At 70.8% G+C, this 17071-nt stretch carries 16 protein-coding genes; 12 read left to right on the top strand and 4 right to left on the bottom strand.

From position 1 onward, the window contains the following. Positions 1-85 precede the first annotated feature (85 nt). Positions 86-631 (bottom strand): DUF3093 domain-containing protein, encoded by a 546-nt coding sequence (locus ACIPXB_RS18705; protein ID WP_401450988.1) that lies wholly within the window; start codon positions 629-631, stop codon positions 86-88. Positions 632-689: 58 nt separating this feature from the next. Between ACIPXB_RS18705 and ACIPXB_RS18700 the strand changes: the two genes are divergently transcribed. From ACIPXB_RS18700 to ACIPXB_RS18670, 7 genes are all read left to right on the top strand, one after another. After that, entirely contained in the window at positions 690-1274 is a 585-nt protein-coding gene (locus ACIPXB_RS18700) for a PaaI family thioesterase (protein WP_401450986.1), read from the top strand. Beyond that, entirely contained in the window at positions 1275-1808 is a 534-nt protein-coding gene (gene dut / locus ACIPXB_RS18695) for a dUTP diphosphatase (protein ID WP_401450983.1), read from the top strand. 1 nt (position 1809) lies between these two features. Then, positions 1810-2592, top strand: coding sequence for a DUF3710 domain-containing protein (locus ACIPXB_RS18690; protein ID WP_401450980.1), 783 nt, complete (start codon positions 1810-1812; stop codon positions 2590-2592). A gap of 190 nt (positions 2593-2782) precedes the next feature. Further along, the gene (locus tag ACIPXB_RS18685) at positions 2783-5416 is read left to right on the top strand and encodes an ATP-binding protein (RefSeq protein WP_401450977.1); all 2634 of its coding nucleotides are present in this window, start codon (positions 2783-2785) and stop codon (positions 5414-5416) included. Then, positions 5413-6099, top strand: a complete 687-nt coding sequence (locus ACIPXB_RS18680; protein ID WP_401450974.1) for a response regulator — start codon at positions 5413-5415, stop codon at positions 6097-6099. Before ACIPXB_RS18685 ends, ACIPXB_RS18680 begins: the two co-directional genes overlap by 4 nt. Positions 6100-6123: 24 nt before the next feature. After that, positions 6124-6543: an OB-fold nucleic acid binding domain-containing protein gene (locus tag ACIPXB_RS18675; RefSeq protein ID WP_401450971.1), complete on the top strand. Its 420-nt coding sequence runs from the start codon at positions 6124-6126 to the stop codon at positions 6541-6543. A gap of 3 nt (positions 6544-6546) precedes the next feature. Then, positions 6547-7305: a DUF3159 domain-containing protein gene (locus ACIPXB_RS18670; RefSeq protein WP_401450968.1), complete on the top strand. Its 759-nt coding sequence runs from the start codon at positions 6547-6549 to the stop codon at positions 7303-7305. Between the two features lie 113 nt (positions 7306-7418). Here the strand turns inward: ACIPXB_RS18670 and ACIPXB_RS18665 are convergent, their stop codons facing one another. Both ACIPXB_RS18665 and ACIPXB_RS18660 read right to left on the bottom strand, forming a co-directional pair. Beyond that, positions 7419-8081, bottom strand: a complete 663-nt coding sequence (locus ACIPXB_RS18665) for a potassium channel family protein (RefSeq protein WP_401450965.1) — start codon at positions 8079-8081, stop codon at positions 7419-7421. After that, positions 8078-8746: a potassium channel family protein gene (locus tag ACIPXB_RS18660; RefSeq protein ID WP_401450962.1), complete on the bottom strand. Its 669-nt coding sequence runs from the start codon at positions 8744-8746 to the stop codon at positions 8078-8080. The genes ACIPXB_RS18665 and ACIPXB_RS18660 overlap by 4 nt, the downstream gene beginning before the upstream one ends. A 141-nt stretch (positions 8747-8887) precedes the next feature. On the opposite strand from ACIPXB_RS18660, the gene ACIPXB_RS18655 reads away from it, so the two are divergent. From ACIPXB_RS18655 to ACIPXB_RS18640, 4 genes are all read left to right on the top strand, one after another. Continuing rightward, positions 8888-10945: an APC family permease gene (locus ACIPXB_RS18655; RefSeq protein ID WP_401450959.1), complete on the top strand. Its 2058-nt coding sequence runs from the start codon at positions 8888-8890 to the stop codon at positions 10943-10945. A gap of 94 nt (positions 10946-11039) precedes the next feature. Further along, positions 11040-12365 (top strand): class I SAM-dependent RNA methyltransferase, encoded by a 1326-nt coding sequence (locus tag ACIPXB_RS18650; RefSeq protein ID WP_401450956.1) that lies wholly within the window; start codon positions 11040-11042, stop codon positions 12363-12365. A gap of 672 nt (positions 12366-13037) precedes the next feature. Next, complete coding sequence (locus tag ACIPXB_RS18645; RefSeq protein ID WP_401450953.1) at positions 13038-13205, top strand: SHOCT domain-containing protein; 168 nt, start codon at positions 13038-13040, stop codon at positions 13203-13205. A gap of 42 nt (positions 13206-13247) precedes the next feature. After that, positions 13248-13577, top strand: a complete 330-nt coding sequence (locus tag ACIPXB_RS18640; protein WP_401450950.1) for a GAP family protein — start codon at positions 13248-13250, stop codon at positions 13575-13577. Between the two features lie 98 nt (positions 13578-13675). Here ACIPXB_RS18640 and ACIPXB_RS18635 read toward each other — a convergent pair whose 3' ends face one another. Continuing rightward, positions 13676-14617, bottom strand: a complete 942-nt coding sequence (locus tag ACIPXB_RS18635; protein ID WP_401450947.1) for a hypothetical protein — start codon at positions 14615-14617, stop codon at positions 13676-13678. A gap of 510 nt (positions 14618-15127) precedes the next feature. Here ACIPXB_RS18635 and ACIPXB_RS18630 point away from each other — a divergent pair. After that, positions 15128-17020, top strand: coding sequence for a glycoside hydrolase family 15 protein (locus ACIPXB_RS18630; protein WP_401450944.1), 1893 nt, complete (start codon positions 15128-15130; stop codon positions 17018-17020). The last annotated feature ends 51 nt before the right edge of the window (positions 17021-17071 follow it).

The raw sequence follows: 17071 nt of genomic DNA, 5'->3' as shown, positions 1-17071 counted from the left end.
CCAGGCGGGCCCCGTGCGCCGGGTGGGCCCTACAGGGCCCCTTTCCCGGCCTTCCCGAGGCCGTCTCCCGGCCCTCCCGACGCCGTCAGGCGTTCTGCCCCTGAGCGTCGCGCTGCTCGTCGGTCCGCCCGTCGGCGGCCTGCTCCCCGGCCCCCTCGCGGGCCCCCTCGCGCTCCTGCGCCTTCGCCGCGCGGATCGCCGCAGCCAGCGCCCGCGGCTCCCGGGTCGAGAGGTAGACGTACGGGGTGGGATCGGCCGGGTCCGTGATCTCGATCCGGACCGCCGTCGGGACGTAGCTGCGCATCACCATGAACGCGCGGTTGTCCGCCTTGTACGTGCGCCAGGCGCGCGCCTCCTCGGCGTCGAGCACCTCGGGCTCCCCCAGCGCCGCCACCGGGATCCGGGCGTCACCGGCGGCCAGCGAGCCGTTCACCACGCGCACGCGCACGGAGCCGTAACCGCTGACCAGCAGCCCCGCCAGGGCGGTGCCGCCCACCAGGCCGGCCAGCAGCGGCAGCGTGCCCAGCGGCAGCATGATCAGCGCGCCCGCCAGGCCGACGAGCAGTGCGATCACCCACCAGGCGCGCGGGGCGGTCAGGCGTTCGTCATGGTGCACGGGCGAGAGCTGCATGCCCCCAAGCTTGGCACGGGGCGACCGGCGGGCAGCCGCGCGGGTAAGGTCTGCGGCTGTGAGTGGACGAAACCCAAGCCTGACGCCCCCGGCCGACGCGGCGCCGCCGGTCCGGCACCCCGACGCCCCGGCGCCCGGCGAGCTCCTCGGTGCGCACTACGCGCACTGCTTCGGCTGCGGCGAGGGCCAGCCCCACGGCCTGCACCTCCAGGCGAGGGCCGGCGAGGGCGTGCGCGTCACCGCCGAGTTCACCGTCAAGCCCGCCCACCAGGGCGCCCCGGGCCTGGCCCACGGCGGTGTCCTGGCCACAGCCCTGGACGAGACCCTGGGCTCGCTCAACTGGCTGCTGCGCGTCATCGCCGTCACCGGCCGCCTGGAGACGGACTTCCTGCGCCCGGTGCCGGTGGACACCGTGCTGCACCTGGAGGCCGAGGTCACGGCCGTGGCCGGGCGGAAGATCTACTCCAGCGCCGTCGGCCGGATAGGCGGCCCCGGGGGCCCCGTCGCCGTCCGCGCCGAGGCGCTCTTCATAGAGGTCAAGGTCGACCACTTCATCGACAACGGACGGCCCGAGGAGATCCGGGCGGCGATGGCCGACCCGGACCAGGTCAGGCGCGCCCGCGCCTTCGAGGTGAACCCTTAGATGTCGCAGAACCACGCACCCGTCGACGTACTGATCAAGCGCGTCGACCCCGAGGTGCCCCTCCCCGCCTACGGTCACCCCGGCGACGCCGGCTGCGACCTGGTGACCACCGAGGCCGCCGAGCTCGCCCCCGGCGAGCGCACCGTGCTGCCCACCGGGGTGTCCATCGCGCTGCCCGACGGGTACGCCGCCTTCGTCCACCCGCGCTCGGGGCTGGCGGCCCGCTGCGGGCTCGCGCTCGTGAATGCCCCGGGGACGGTGGATGCCGGGTACCGTGGGGAGATCAAGGTGATCGTGGTCAATCTCGACCCGCGCGAGAGCGTCCGGTTCGAGCGCTTCGACCGCATTGCCCAGCTGGTTGTCCAGCGGGTCGAGAAGGTGCGCTTCCACGAGGTGGCGGAACTTCCCGGCTCGGCCCGGGCCGAGGGGGGTTTCGGCTCCACCGGCGGTCATGCGGCCGTGGCCGGATCCGGCGCTGGTCAGCAGGGTGGGAATGGCTACGCTTCGGTCGTATCCGACCGGGAAGGACAGTGACGTGTTCGGACGTCGCAAGAAGAACAGCTCCGTCAAGGACGGTGGCGAGACCGAGCAGGTCGTCGACGGCGTCGGCACGGACGAGGAGCAGGACGCCGATGAGACCGACGTGGCCGAGCCGCGCCGGGTGAACCTGCCGCCTGCCCCCCGCCCCGACGGCCCGTGGGACGTCTCCGAGGTACCGGGGAACCCCGCCGACGGCCGGGTCGACCTGGGCGGCATGCTCGTCCCGGGTGTCGAGGGCATGGAGCTGAGGGTCGAGGTCGCCGGTGACGCGATCGTCGCCGCGACCGTGGTGCTGCGCGACAGTGCCGTGCAGCTGCAGGCGTTCGCCGCGCCGAAGAAGGAAGGCATCTGGGGCGAGGTCCGCGAGGAGATCGCCACGGGTATCACCCAGCAGGGCGGCGTCGTCGACGTGGTCGAGGGCCCGCTGGGCTGGGAGCTGCGCGCGCAGGTCCCCGTACCGCTGCCGGACGGGCAGACCGGTGCGCAGCTGGTCCGGTTCGTCGGTGTGGACGGTCCGCGCTGGTTCCTGCGCGGCGTGATCTCCGGCCAGGGCGCGGTGCGTCCGGAGTCGGCCGGTCTGCTGGAGCAGATCTTCCGCGACACCGTCATCATCCGGGGCGAGGGCCCGATGGCCCCGCGCGACCCGATCGTCCTCAAGCTGCCGAACGACGCGCAGATGGTGCCGGACGGCGTGCAGACCGAGGACGCCGAGGGCTCGCGCTTCTCCGGCGGCATGGGTCAGCTGGAGCGCGGCCCGGAGATCACCGAGGTCCGCTGAGCCGATCGGCGTGACCGGCTCGGTCCGCTCCTGACGTCGAGGCGGCGGCCCGTACTCCCCGGGGGGTGCGGGCCGCAGCGTCGACGTGCGCCGGGACCCGGCGGCGGCGCCGTGTCAGGGATCCGTATGGGATCTCCTCCCGGCCGCCCCCACGTGCGTGGACAGGCGGAATGTCCCTGAGAATGGGCCCATGGGACGCGGCAGGCTTCGGATCTATCTCGGCGCGGCGCCCGGTGTGGGCAAGACGTACGCGATGCTGTCCGAGGCCCACCGCCGGGTCGAGCGCGGGGCCGACTGCGTCGTGGCGTTCGTCGAGCACTACGACCGGCCGCGCACCGAGGTGATGCTGCACGGGCTCGAGCAGGTGCCGCGCCGGCAGCTGACCCACCGGGGGGCGTCCTTCACCGAGATGGACGTGGACGCGGTCCTCGCCCGGCGTCCCGCGATCGCGCTGGTGGACGAGCTGGCGCACACGAATGTGCCGGGCTCGCGCAACACCAAGCGCTGGCAGGACGTGGAGGAGCTGCTCCAGGCCGGTATCGACGTGGTGTCCACGGTCAACATCCAGCATCTGGAGTCGCTGGGGGACGTGGTCGAGACGATCACGGGGGTGCGTCAGCGCGAGACGGTGCCGGACGAGGTCGTACGGCGTGCCGACCAGATCGAGCTGGTGGACATGTCGCCGCAGGCGCTGCGCCGGCGGATGGCCCACGGCAACATCTACAAGCCGGACAAGGTCGACGCGGCCCTGTCGAACTACTTCCGCCCCGGCAACCTGACGGCCCTGCGCGAGCTGGCCCTGCTCTGGGTCGCCGACCGGGTCGACGAGTACCTCCAGGAGTACCGGGGCGAGCACAACATCCGCACCACCTGGCAGGCCCGCGAACGCATCGTGGTGGGCCTGACCGGCGGCCCCGAGGGCCGTACCCTCATCCGCCGGGCCGCGCGCCTGGCGGAGAAGGGCGCCGGCGGCGAGGTCCTGGCCGTCTACATCGCGCGCAGTGACGGCCTGACGGCGGCCTCGCCCAAGGAGCTCGCGGTGCAGCGGACCCTGGTCGAGGACCTGGGAGGAACGTTTCACCATGTGATCGGCGACAGCATCCCCGCCGCCCTGCTGGAGTTCGCGCGCGGGGTCAACGCCACCCAGATCGTCCTCGGCTCCAGCCGCCGCAAGAGCTGGCAGTACGTCTTCGGCCCCGGCGTCGGGGCCACCGTCGCCCGCGAGTCCGGCCCCGACCTCGACGTCCACATCGTCACCCACGAGGAGGCCGCCAAGGGGCGGGGACTGCCTGTGGCCCGCACGACGGCCCGGCTCGGGCGGCCCAGGATCGTGGCGGGCTGGCTGGTCGGCGTGGTCTGCCCGGTGCTGCTGTGCCTGGTGCTGACGCACATGGACACCGACCCCGGCCTCGCCAACGACATGCTGCTCTTCCTGTCGCTGACGGTCGCCGCCGCCCTGCTGGGCGGACTGTGGCCGGCGCTGGCCTCCGCCGCGGTCGGCTCGCTGCTGCTGAACTACTTCTTCGCGCCGCCCCTGCACCGGTTCACGATCTCCGACTCGCGCAACATCGTCGCCATCAGCGTCTTCTTCGGCGTGGCCGTCTCGGTGGCGTCCGTGGTCGACCTCGCGGCCCGCCGCACCCACCAGGCGGCCCGGCTGCGCGCCGAGTCCGAGATCCTCTCCTTCCTCGCGGGCAGCGTGCTGCGCGGCGAGAACTCCCTCGACGCCCTGCTGGAACGGGTCCGCGAGACCTTCGCCATGGAGTCCGTGACCCTGCTGGAGCGGGCGGGCGACGTCGATCCCTGGGTTCCGGCCGGCAGCGTCGGCCCCCACCCCGCCGCCCGCCCCGAGGACGCCGATGTCGACATGCCCATCGGCGACCACATGGCGCTGGCCCTGACCGGCCGGGTGCTGCCCGCCGAGGACCGGCGCGTGCTCGGCGCCTTCGCCGCCCAGGCCGTCGTGGTCCTGGACCGCCGGCGCCTGGTGGACGAGGCCGACCGGGCCCGCCGGCTCGCCGAGGGCAACCGGATCCGTACCGCGCTGCTGGCCGCCGTCAGCCACGACCTGCGGACCCCGCTGGCCTCCATCAAGGCCTCCGTCAGCAGCCTGCGCTCCGACGACGTCGACTTCTCCGAGGAGGACCGGGCCGAGCTGCTCGCCGGGATCGAGGAGGGCGCCGACCGGCTCGACCACCTCGTGGGCAACCTGCTCGACATGTCCCGCCTCCAGACCGGCACCGTCACCCCGCTGATCCGCGCGATCGACCTCGACGAGGTGGTCCCGATGGCGCTCGGCGGCGTACCGGAGGACAGCGTGCTGCTGGACGTGCCCGAGAGCCTGCCCATGGTCGCGGTCGACCCCGGGCTGCTGGAGCGGACGGTCGCCAACGTCGTGGAGAACGCCGTCAAGTACAGTCCCGCCGGCACCCCGGTCACGGTCTCCGCCAGCGCGCTGGGCGACCGGGTCGAGGTGCGGATCACCGACCGCGGGCCCGGCGTACCCGACGAGGCCAAGGACGCGATCTTCGCGCCCTTCCAGCGGCACGGCGACGCACCGCGCGGCGCGGGCGTCGGCCTCGGCCTCGCGGTCGCCCGCGGATTCGCCGAGGCCATGGACGGAACGCTCGCCGCCGAGGACACTCCGGGGGGCGGCCTGACCATGGTCCTCACCCTGCGCGCCGTGCGTCACGGGGCCCCGCCCGACGCCGCACCGCCCGACGACGCACCGCCCGACCAGCTCCCGGGCGGTCGTCCCGACCGCTCCGAGAGCATCCCGCACGCACACGACGACGACGTACGACAGAAAGCAGGACCTCAATGACCCGGGTGCTCGTGGTGGACGACGAGCCGCAGATCGTCCGAGCCCTCGTGATCAACCTCAAGGCGCGCCGGTACGAGGTGGACGCCGCCGCCGACGGCGCGGGGGCCCTGGAACTCGCGGCCGCCCGCCACCCCGACGTGGTGGTCCTCGACCTCGGCCTGCCCGACATGGACGGCGTCGAGGTGATCAAGGGCCTGCGCGGCTGGACCCGCGTACCCATCCTGGTGCTGTCCGCCCGGCACTCCTCCGACGAGAAGGTCGAGGCGCTCGACGCGGGCGCCGACGACTACGTCACCAAGCCCTTCGGCATGGACGAGCTGCTGGCCCGGCTCCGGGCCGCCGTCCGCCGGGCCGAGCCGGGCACCGGCGCGGGGGAGGACGAGGTGATCGTGGAGACGGCCGGGTTCACCGTCGACCTCGCCGCCAAGAAGGCCGTGCGCGAGGGGCGCGACGTACGGCTGACGCCGACCGAGTGGCACCTGCTGGAGGTGCTGGTGCGCAACAGCGGCAAGCTGGTGAGCCAGAAGCAGCTGCTCCAGGAGGTGTGGGGGCCCTCGTACGGGACCGAGACGAACTACCTGCGGGTGTACATGGCGCAGCTGCGCCGCAAGCTGGAGGCCGACCCCTCGCACCCGCGGCACTTCATCACGGAACCGGGCATGGGATACCGCTTCGAGCGCTAGGTGGGGCGCCGGTACGCTTCCTGTATGAGTGCTGAACCGCGTCCCGAGAAGCCCGCGAAACCGGTCAGGCCGGCGGGCCGGTTCCGCCGGATGATAGAGCGGCTGTCCACCTCCCAGGAGGAGCTGCATTCGGCGGAACTGCAGGAGGACGCAGAAGCCGCGGGATGCACGCGGATCTGCGACTGCCACGACCGCCAGATCGTCAAGGTGACCGGTACGCTGCGCACGGTCACCTTGCGGCCGAGGGCAGGGGTTCCGGCGCTGGAGGCGGAGCTCTTCGACGGCTCCGCCGCGCTGGACGTCGTCTGGCTCGGCCGTCGCTCGATCGTGGGAATCGAGCCCGGCCGGCGCATGATCGCGTCCGGGCGGATCGCGATGAGCCACGGCCGACGGGTCCTCTTCAACCCCAAGTACGAACTCCGACCGCTCGGACAGGAGCACTAGCCGGTGACGTCATTCGACAAACCGACGCCTTCCCCGTCCCCCGGCTCCGCGCCGCAGGAGGACGGGCCCGACGTCAAGGCCGTGACCCAGGCGGCGCTCTTCGACGCCTTCGGCGGCATCCGGGGCACCGTGGAGACGATGCTGCCGGGCCTGCTGTTCGTGATGATCTACACGTTCAACAAGGACGTGCGGATGTCGGCGATCGCGGCGGGTGCGGTGGCCGTGCTGCTGGTGATCGTGCGGCTGGTCCGCAAGGACACCGTCAAGCACGCCTTCAGCGGCGTCTTCGGCGTCGGCGTCGGCGTCGCCTTCGCCCTCTTCACGGGCAGCGCCAAGGGCTTCTACCTGCCCGGCATGATCTACGGCGCCGGCCTCGGCGTCGCCTTCACGGTCTCGGCGCTGGTGGGCTTCCCGCTGCTCGGGGTGGTGCTGGGCCCGGTCTTCCGGGAGAACCTCTCCTGGCGCACCCGCAATCCCGGCCGCAAGAAGGCGTACGTCAAGGCCTCGCTGGCCTGGGGTCTGATCTTCCTGGCCAAGTACGCGATCCTCTTCCCGCTGTACTGGTGGGGCGACGAGACGCAGCTCGGCTGGCTGCTGGTGGCGCTGAAGCTGCCGCCCATGGTGCTGGCCGTGTACTTCACGTGGCTCTTCCTGGCCAAGGCGCCGCCGCCGATCGACGTGATCGCGGAGTGGGAGGCCGAGGAGGAGGCGGAGAAGGCCCGCAAGGCGGCGGCGAAGGCCGCCGGGCGGGGCGAGGTGTAGCTCCGCGAGATGTAGCTCCCGGCCGGCCTGCCGGTCACGGACAACGACGACGCCGCAGGGGCGGGGCGACCACCGGTCGCCCCGCCCCTGCGGCGTACGTGCCGCGCGCCCGGTCAGCGACGGGCCTGGAGGAGTTCCTCCAGCTGTTCCTCGCGGGCCTGGGCGGCCACGAACAGCAGCTCGTCGCCCGCCTCCAGGGTCTCCTCCGGGTGCGGCGTCAGGACCCGGTTGCCGCGGATGATCGTGACCAGGGAGGTGTCCTCCGGCCAGTTGATCTCCATGATCTGGGTGCCCGCGACCGAGGACTCGGCCGGGAGCGTCAGCTCGACCAGGTTGGCGTCGCCGTGGCTGAAGCGCAGCAGCCGGACCAGGTCACCGACGCTGACGGCCTCCTCGACCAGGGCCGACATCAGGCGCGGGGTGGACACCGCGACGTCGACGCCCCAGGACTCGTTGAAGAGCCACTCGTTCTTGGGGTTGTTGACCCGGGCGACGACGCGCGGGACGCCGTACTCGGTCTTGGCCAGCAGCGAGACGACCAGGTTGACCTTGTCGTCGCCGGTCGCCGCGATGACCACGTTGCAGCGCTGCAGCGCGGCCTCGTCCAGCGAGGTGATCTCGCAGGCGTCGGCCAGCAGCCACTCGGCCTGCGGCACCCGCTCGACGGAGATGGCCGTCGGCGCCTTGTCCACGAGGAGGACCTCGTGGCCGTTCTCCAGGAGCTCGCCCGCGATGGAGCGGCCCACCGCGCCGGCCCCGGCGATCGCGACCCTCATGCGTGTGCCTCCTCGGGGCCCTCGGCGAAGGCCGCCTCGACCTTGTCGATCTCGTCCGTGCGCATCATCACGTGGACGAGGTCACCCTCCTGCAGCACCGTCTGCGACGTCGGCAGCATCGCCTCGCCCAGACGGGTGAGGAAGGCCACGCGGACCCCGGTCTCGTCCTGGAGCCGGCTCACCTTGTGGCCGATCCAGGCCGCCGAGGCGTGCACCTCGGCGAGCTGCACCGCACCGCTCGGGTCGCGCCACAGCGGCTCCGCGCCGGAGGGAAGCAGCCGGCGCAGCATCTGGTCGGCGGTCCAGCGCACGGTGGCGACGGTGGGGATGCCCAGGCGCTGGTAGACCTCGGCGCGCTTGGGGTCGTAGATGCGGGCGGCGACGTTCTCGACGCCGAACATCTCACGGGCCACCCGGGCGGCGATGATGTTGGAATTGTCACCACTGCTGACGGCGGCGAAGGCACCCGCCTCCTCGATACCGGCCTCGCGCAGCGTGTCCTGGTCGAAGCCGACGCCGGTGACCCGGCGTCCGCCGAACCCCGCCCCCAGCCGACGGAACGCGGTGGGGTCCTGGTCGACGACGGCGACCGTATGCCCCTGCTGCTCCAAGGTCTGCGCGAGGGCGGAGCCCACCCTTCCGCAGCCCATAATGACGATATGCACGGCCGTCCTTCCGGCTGTCGGCGGCTGTCAGTCAGTCCAGCCTCATTCATGCTCAGGCTTAACAGGGTCTCAGACCGCGCCCCGAGCTACACACAGGCGGTCATCAATATGACTTCTTGATAGCCGGGTACGATCCTCTGCGTGTCCAAACTGACCGACGTGCCCAAACGGATCCTGATCGGCCGGGCGCTGCGCAGCGACCGCCTCGGAGAAACGCTCCTCCCCAAGCGGATCGCCCTACCCGTCTTCGCCTCCGACCCGCTGTCCTCCGTCGCATACGCCCCCGGAGAGGTGCTGCTGGTCCTCTCGATCGCGGGTGTATCGGCCTACCAGTTCAGCCCGTGGATCGCGGCGGCGGTCGTCGTCCTCATGTTCACCGTGGTCGCCTCCTACCGGCAGAACGTCCACGCGTACCCGAGCGGCGGCGGCGACTACGAGGTCGCCAACACCAACCTCGGGCCCAAGGCCGGACTCACCGTCGCCAGCGCCCTGCTCGTGGACTACGTCCTGACCGTGGCCGTGTCGATCTCCTCCGGTGTCGAGAACCTCGGATCCGCCGTGGACTTCGTCATCGAGCACAAGGTCCTCTCGGCGATCGTCATGATCCTCCTCCTCACCCTGATGAACCTGCGGGGTGTGAAGGAATCCGGGAAGCTCTTCGCCATCCCGACGTACGTGTTCATCGCCGCCGTCTTCATCATGATCGCCTGGGGTGTCTGGCAGGGCTCGGTCATGGGCGAGACGCTCAAGGCGCCCACCGCGGATCTGGAGATCAAGCCCGAACACGAGGGGATCGCGGGATTCGCCCTGGTCTTCCTGCTGCTGCGGGCCTTCTCCTCCGGCTGTGCGGCCCTGACCGGCGTCGAGGCGATCAGCAACGGCGTACCCGCCTTCCGCAAGCCCAAGAGCAAGAACGCGGCCTCCACCCTGGCCCTGATGGGCCTCTTCGCCGTCACCATGTTCTGCGGCATCATCGGCCTGGCCCTGGCCACCGACGTCCGGATGGCCGAGAACCCGGCCCACGACCTGCTGCGCGACGGCGTCCCCGTCGGTGACGGCTACGTCCAGAACCCGGTGATCACCCAGGTGGCCGAGGCCGTCTTCGGCGAAGGCAGCTTCTTCTTCATCCTGCTCGCCGCCGCCACCGCGCTGGTCCTGTTCCTCGCGGCCAACACGGCGTACAACGGCTTCCCGCTGCTCGGCTCGATCCTCGCGCAGGACCGCTACCTCCCGCGCCAGCTGCACACCCGCGGCGACCGCCTCGCCTTCTCGAACGGCATCGTGCTGCTGGCCGGCGCCGCCATGCTGCTGGTCTGGCTCTACGACGCCGACTCCACCAAGCTGATCCAGCTCTACATCGTCGGCGTGTTCGTCTCGTTCACGCTCAGCCAGATCGGCATGGTCCGGCACTGGAACCGGCACCTGCGCACCGAGCGGGAGCCCGCCGCGCGCCGCCGGATGATCCGCGCCCGTGCCATCAACACCTTCGGTGCCTTCTTCACCGGCCTGGTGCTGGTCGTCGTCCTCGCCACCAAGTTCACGCACGGCGCGTGGGTCGCCCTGCTCGGCATGCTGATCTTCTACGGCACCATGACCGCGATCCGGAAGCACTACGACCGCGTCTCCGACGAGATCGCGGCGGCCGATGGCCCCTCCGACGACAGCGTGCGCCCCTCCCGGGTCCACTCCATCGTCCTGGTCTCCAAGGTCCACAAGCCGACCCTGCGCGCGCTGGCCTTCGCCAAGCTGACCCGCTCGGACGCCCTGGAGGCGCTCAGCATCAGCGTCGACGCGGCCGAGACCAAGGCGCTGCGGGCCGAGTGGGAGCGGCGCGGGATCAACGTGCCGCTCAAGATCCTCGACTCGCCGTACCGCGAGATCACGCGGCCGGTCGTGGAGTACGTCAAGGGCCTGCGCAGCGAGAACCCGCGCGACGCCGTCAGCGTGTACATCCCCGAGTACGTCGTCGGCCGCTGGTACGAGCACCTGCTGCACAACCAGAGCGCCCTGCGCCTGAAGGGCCGGCTGCTGTTCACGCCGGGCGTGATGGTGACGTCGGTGCCCTACCAGCTGGAGTCCTCCGAGCTCGCCAAGCGGCGGGCGAAGAAGCGCCAGGAATGGAACGCGCCGGGAGCGGTGCGCCGCGGCCCGGTGGACACCCCCCGTCCGAGGCCCGTGGAAGACTCGCGCCCGAAGTAGGACGTAGACTGATGGGTCGGCCGCCACGGCCGGCCCATCGGCATTCGTGTGATCCACTTCTACACCCGACACCCACCTGGAGAACCTCCCCACCATGCAGAACGAGAAGCAGTCACTGGTCGGGGAGGAGTACGAGGTCGAGGTCGGCCCCGTCGCGCACGGCGGCCACTGCATCGCCCGTACGTCGGACGGCCGCGTCCTGTTCGTCCGCCACACCCTCCCCGGCGAGAAGGTCGTCGCCAAGGTCACCGAGGGCGAGGAGGACTCCCGCTTCCTGCGCGCCGACGCGATCACGGTCCTGGAGGCCTCCAAGGACCGGGTCGAGGCCCCGTGCCCGTACGCCGGCCCCGGCAAGTGCGGCGGCTGCGACTGGCAGCACGCCAAGCCCGGCGCGCAGCGCCGGCTCAAGGGCGAGGTCGTCGCCGAGCAGCTCCAGCGGCTCGCCGGCCTCACTCCGGAGCAGGCCGGCTGGGACGGCACCGTCATGCCGGCCGAGGGCGACAAGCTGCCGGCCGGGCAGGTCCCGCAGTGGCGTACGCGCGTCCAGTACGCGATCGACGAGGACGGCAACGCGGGCCTGCGCCGGCACCGCTCGCACGACGTCGAGATCATCGACCACTGCATGATCGCGGCGCCGGGCGTCTCGGAGCTCGGCATCGAGAAGCGGGACTGGCCCCAGATGGAGTCGGTCGAGGCCATCGCCGCCTCGGGCTCGAACGACCGCCAGGTCGTCCTGACCCCCCGCCCCGGCGGCCGCCTCCCGCTGGTCGAACTCGACAAGCCGGTCTCGGTCCTGCGCGTGGAGGAGAAGGACGGCTCGACGCACCGCGTCCACGGCCGCCCCTTCGTGCGCGAACGGGCCGACGGCCGCACGTACCGCGTGGGCATGGGCGGCTTCTGGCAGGTCCACCCGCAGGCCGCCGACACCCTGATCAAGGCCGTGATGCAGGGCCTGATGCCGCGCAAGGGCGAGATGGCCCTCGACCTGTACTGCGGCGTCGGCATCTTCGCGGGCGCCATCGCCGAACGCGTCGGCGAGACCGGCGCGGTCCTCGGCATCGAGGCGGGCAAGCGCGCCGTGGAGGACGCCCGCCACAACCTGGCCGACTTCCCGCGGGTCCGCATCGAGCAGGGCAAGGTCGACCAGGTCCTGCCCCGCACGAAGATCACGGAGTGCGACCTGATCGTCCTGGACCCGCCCCGCGCGGGCGCCGGCAAGCAGACGGTCCGCCACCTGGCCTCCCTGTCCCCCCGCCGCCTCGCGTACGTGGCCTGCGACCCGGCGGCCCTGGCCCGCGACCTGGCCTACTTCCGCGACCACGGCTACCGCGTCCGCACGCTGCGCGTCTTCGACCTCTTCCCGATGACGCACCACGTGGAGTGCGTCGCGATCCTGGAACCGGTGGAAAAGGGCTTCTGACCTGCAGGTTTGCCGATGTGCATGGTGGGCGTTACGTGCGTTAGGTGCGATATCTTGACGCATGTTCGACGCATGTTCGACGCACGGACGGCGCGGTTTCTCATGGGTCGTCATGTGCGGTGGGTGGCCGCCGGACGGAACTGTCAGTCGTGCCGTGGTGAGTATCTCGAAGGGGGCGGGAGCCGGGCTGCCGAGCCGTTGGCTGACTCCGCCCGCTCGCTACCCGACAGTGACGTTCCGTGACGTGGGGGCCGACCGCCGTGCAGGGGTTGTGTCAGGGGCGGGCTTTGCCCTATTCCGTGGACACTCGCGTGTTATGCGCGTCACGACGGTGTGGCCAGCAGCTCCGAGGTTGTCTTGTCGCAGGCTCCGGCAAGAGGCGTCCAAGACGTGGTTGCAACACTTCAGCTCCCCCTTCTCCGGCCCTCGCACCTGCCGTTCAGCGATTCTCGGTGGTTGGAGACGGCCGACGCCGACTGAGCACCAGAGCAACCGTTTCTCTCCAGTCAAGGGGCGGGCGGCCCGCCGGTGACCCAGGACGGGTCCTGGGGACCAGGACCCGGAGCGCACCCGGGCGGATAGTGCAGTGGACAGGAGTCGGCATGTGCAGTGCCTCGCCGTCGACGGCGACCGCGATGCTCGCCTCGTCGGAGTCGACAGTGACCCGAGGGGATGTCAGGACGGTCAGCCCTGACGCCGAACTGCCGCTCCTACGTGCGCGAGACCGCCGGGAGCGGCGGCCATGCGGAGGAGCTGTCCCGGCTTGCCGCGCTCAAGGACCGCGGTGCGATCACGGAAGCAGAGTTCGCACAGGCCAAGGCCAAGGTCCTCGCGACCTGACCTGGTCCGGCCGGAGCACGACACGGACTCAGGGGCATCCCCATGCTGCTCGACCTGCTCCTCATCGGCGCAGCCATCACCCTCTATCCGGTCCCGGGCATGGCCTTCGTGCTGGTCGTGTCCGCACCCCGTGGGGTGTACAACGGTTTGGCCTTCATCATCGCCTGGCTCGCGTGCCTCGTGGCCGTGATCGCCATGGTCCTGCTCTTCACTGGCGGGCAATCGCCCGCGCCCCACTCTCCGCCCTCGCTCGCGGCCACACTGCTCATCGGCCTGAGCCTGATCTCGGCTTCTGCCTGTTGGCCACCTCCAGCCTGCCGGCCATGGAGCTGTACATGGTGTTCGCGCCCGGGAAGGCCCGGTCCGGACTGACGAGCCTGCGGACGTGGCTGACGCACCACAAGGACCTGGCGATCGTTCTCATCTGTCTCTTGCTCGAGCCTGTACCAGCTCATGGGATGAGCCCCCGCTCAGGGACAGCTCGAAGCCGGTTCGTCGTGGACGAGAGCACAGATCATCTGCTCGCCGCGCCGGTCGTCCGGATAGGTCCTGCGCAGTTCGGCCTTGAAGTCGTTCCACTGACGGGCGGTCTCGGCGGTGGCTCCGGCAACGGCACGGGCGAAGTTGTCTCCGGTCCTCGAGCGGCGGGAGGCGGCGGTGTCCTTGTTCAAGTGACGGTTGTGCGTCACACGGTCGGCGCAGTCGGCGGACTTGACGCCGGTGGAGTCGAAGTCGGAGTAGCAGCCGGTGGTGAGCTCTTCTGGTACGAGGGATCGGGCCTCCCTGGTCCAGTCGGCGTCCTCCATGCGGCTGTAGCGGCCGATGGCGAAGAAGGGGACGGCATCGGTACGTGCGAGCCCGGGTGGGTTGTCGAGGCCGACCGGCCCGGGGGCCGGCCGGTCGGACCAGTTCGAGTGGGTGTGGAAGTCCTGGAGTTGGTGCCAGCCCCGGCCGAGTTGTTCCAGCACGTCGCACTTGGCCCGGTCGGAGGTCTCTTTCCATGTGCACGGGGAGGAGAGGCCGCTTTGATCGGCCCGGACCCTGCCGTGCGCGTCCACGAGGCCGTCGGCCGCCCGGATTGCGTTCCGGAAGCGGGCGACGGAGGTGCGGATGCAAGCGAGCAGCTCGGTGGTGGCCTCGTCCCGGCTGCGGGGATAGTGCTGGACGAGGCGTGGGGCGAGGTAGTCGGCGTTGTCGCAGTGCAGGGGGCCGATCAGGAAGTACCCGCCGTGGTCGTTGGCGTTGACCGCCCCGTCCTTGGCATCCGCCATCGCGGAGAGCGTGACCGGTTCCCAGGGCAGGGCCGCCCGTGTGATGTCCTCGTGGTTGCCACCGGTGAAGGCCTGCGCGGGAGTGGGCGGTGCGGTGGCCAGGGCCGTCACGAAGGCGGCCGCAATGGCCGTTCGCGTCACGCCGGACGCTGGACGGTACGCCATACGACGCTCCAGTCGCGAGGGGGAACCGAAGCCTCTCGGCGCCCGGGCGGTGGTCGTGCTTCCGGCGGGGTCGAACGTCTGTGAGCGATTCTATCGAACGGAGTGCCGTGCCGACGGGAAGAGTGAGTCCGTCGAGCCCGGACGGGGCAGCACGACGGAAGGTCGATGCAGACAATGCCGGATGGCGCACCCAGGGGTGAGCTGTTTAGGTAGAAGGAGAGGCCCCACAAGGCTGAACTGGGTGACCGAGAGCGCCGTCGGACACATTGAAGCCGGCCGACTCGCCTGGGACGTCCTCTGCATATGCCTGGTGCCCGCCGAGCTGCCGAAGTCGGCGCTGAAGCCCTTCGGTCTCGCAAGAGCGTCGAGGTCGGAGTGCCGTTGGACTGTTCCGTTCAGGGCGGCCGGCCACTACCGGCCCCCGGGAGTACGCCGGTGTTCATGTGGCGAGTGGTGGCAGGTTTGCTACCGGAAGAGAGCCCACAGATGAAGACCTTCACGCTGATCGGCGCCCACGGGCTCGTCGGTGACCTGCAGACCAGTGCGCTGGTGGCAACGGACGGGACTATCGACTGGTTCTGCTCTCCCCGGTTTGATTCCCCCAGCGTCTTCGCCTCGCTTCTGGACCGTGAGCGGGGCGGCCTGTTCCGGATCGCCCCGGACACGGACTCCTGGGAGAGCCAGCAGTTGTATCTGCCGGGCACCGCGGTCCTGATCACGCGCTTCCTGACTCCGGACGGGGTCGGGGAGGTCGTCGATTTCATGCCGGTGATCGAGGGTGCGGCCACTGACCGACACCGGTTGGTGCGGCTGATGCGGGTGGTGCGCGGGCAGATGCGTTTCGTCGTCGAGTGCCGGCCGGCCTTCGACTACGGCCGGAAGTCGCACCATGTCGAGGTCTCCGGCGACGGGGCCACCTTCCATGCCGACGGCGGCGACCGGCTGGCGCTCAGCCTCGTCCGCCGCCCGGACGCGGCGCCGTCGGAGCAGGTGCGGCTGACCTCAGAGGAGGGCGCCGTCCGTGCGGAGGTCACGGGCCAGGTAGGAGACACGGGAGGGATCGTGCTCGACACGGCCCCGGACGGATCAGCGCAACGGATCACAGTCGACGAGGTCACGAGCCTGTTCGAGGAGACCTGCCACTTCTGGCGGACCTGGGTCGCGCGGTCGCAGTACCGGGGGCGGTGGCGCGAACACGTGGAGAGATCCGCCATGACGCTCAAGCTGCTGACCTACCGGCCGACCGGCGCGCTGATCGCGGCGCCGACCACCGGTCTGCCCGAGCAGGCAGGCGGAGAACGGAACTGGGACTACCGCTACACATGGGTCCGCGACGGATCCTTTTCGGTCTACGCACTGTTGGGGCTCGGCTACACCAGGGAAGCGGACGGCTTCCTGCGCTGGCTTGCGGCCAGGGTCGACGATGCCGCCGCCTCGGCGACCGACCGGGACACGTCCCCGTTGAAGATCATGTACCGGGTGGACGGCTCGTCGGACCTGACCGAGGAGGTGCTCGACCACTTCGAGGGGTGGCGCGACTCGCGCCCCGTGCGGATCGGCAACGGAGCCTCCGACCAGCTCCAACTCGACATCTACGGCGAAGCCATGGACTCGATCAGGCTCGGTGACGCGCACGGCATGCCGCTGGCCTGGCGCGGCTGGCAGCGGATCACCCGGCTCATCGACTGGCTGTGCGACCACTGGGACGAGCCGGACGACGGCATCTGGGAGACCCGAGGCGGTCGCAAGGACTTCACGTACGGCCGCCTCATGTCCTGGGTTGCGCTCGACCGGGCGGTGCGTCTGGCCACCGACCACGCCAGACCCGCAGACCTGGCACGCTGGGTCAGTACGCGGGATGCGATCCTGCTCCAGATCATGGACCGCGGATGGGATCCGGGGCGCGGGGCCTTCGTCCAGCACTACGACACGCAGGTCTTGGACGCGGCTCTGCTCTACATGCCGCTGGTCGGATTCATCCCCCCGCAGGACCCGATGTGGGAGTCGACGCTGCGGGCGATGGACGGGGAACTCGTCTCCGACAGCCTGGTCTACCGATACGACCCGAGTGCCTCACCCGACGGGCTGCGGGGCTCCGAAGGCACGTCCTCGATGTGCACGTTCTGGTACGTCGACGCGCTGGCCCGTTCGGGGCGGCTGGACGAGGCGCGGCTGACTTTCGAGAAGATGCTCACGTACGGCAACCACCTGGGTCTGTACGCCGAGGAGATCGGCCCGACGGGCGAACAACTCGGCAACTTTCCTCAGGCGTTCAGTCATCTCGCTCTCATCACCGCGGCGATGAACCTCGACTACCAGATCGACCACGGCGTCGGCACCGTCGGTGCCCTCCCCGGAGAGATGTGGCGCGCGCCATGACCGCCACGGCTCCGGGCCCCCAAGGCCGCTCATGTCACCAGTCCGGAAGGG

The sequence above is a fragment of the Streptomyces sp. NPDC090022 genome (assembly GCF_044748145.1).
In the GTDB taxonomy this organism is placed as follows: domain Bacteria; phylum Actinomycetota; class Actinomycetes; order Streptomycetales; family Streptomycetaceae; genus Streptomyces.
This window is presented reverse-complemented; position numbering and strand designations above follow the sequence as displayed.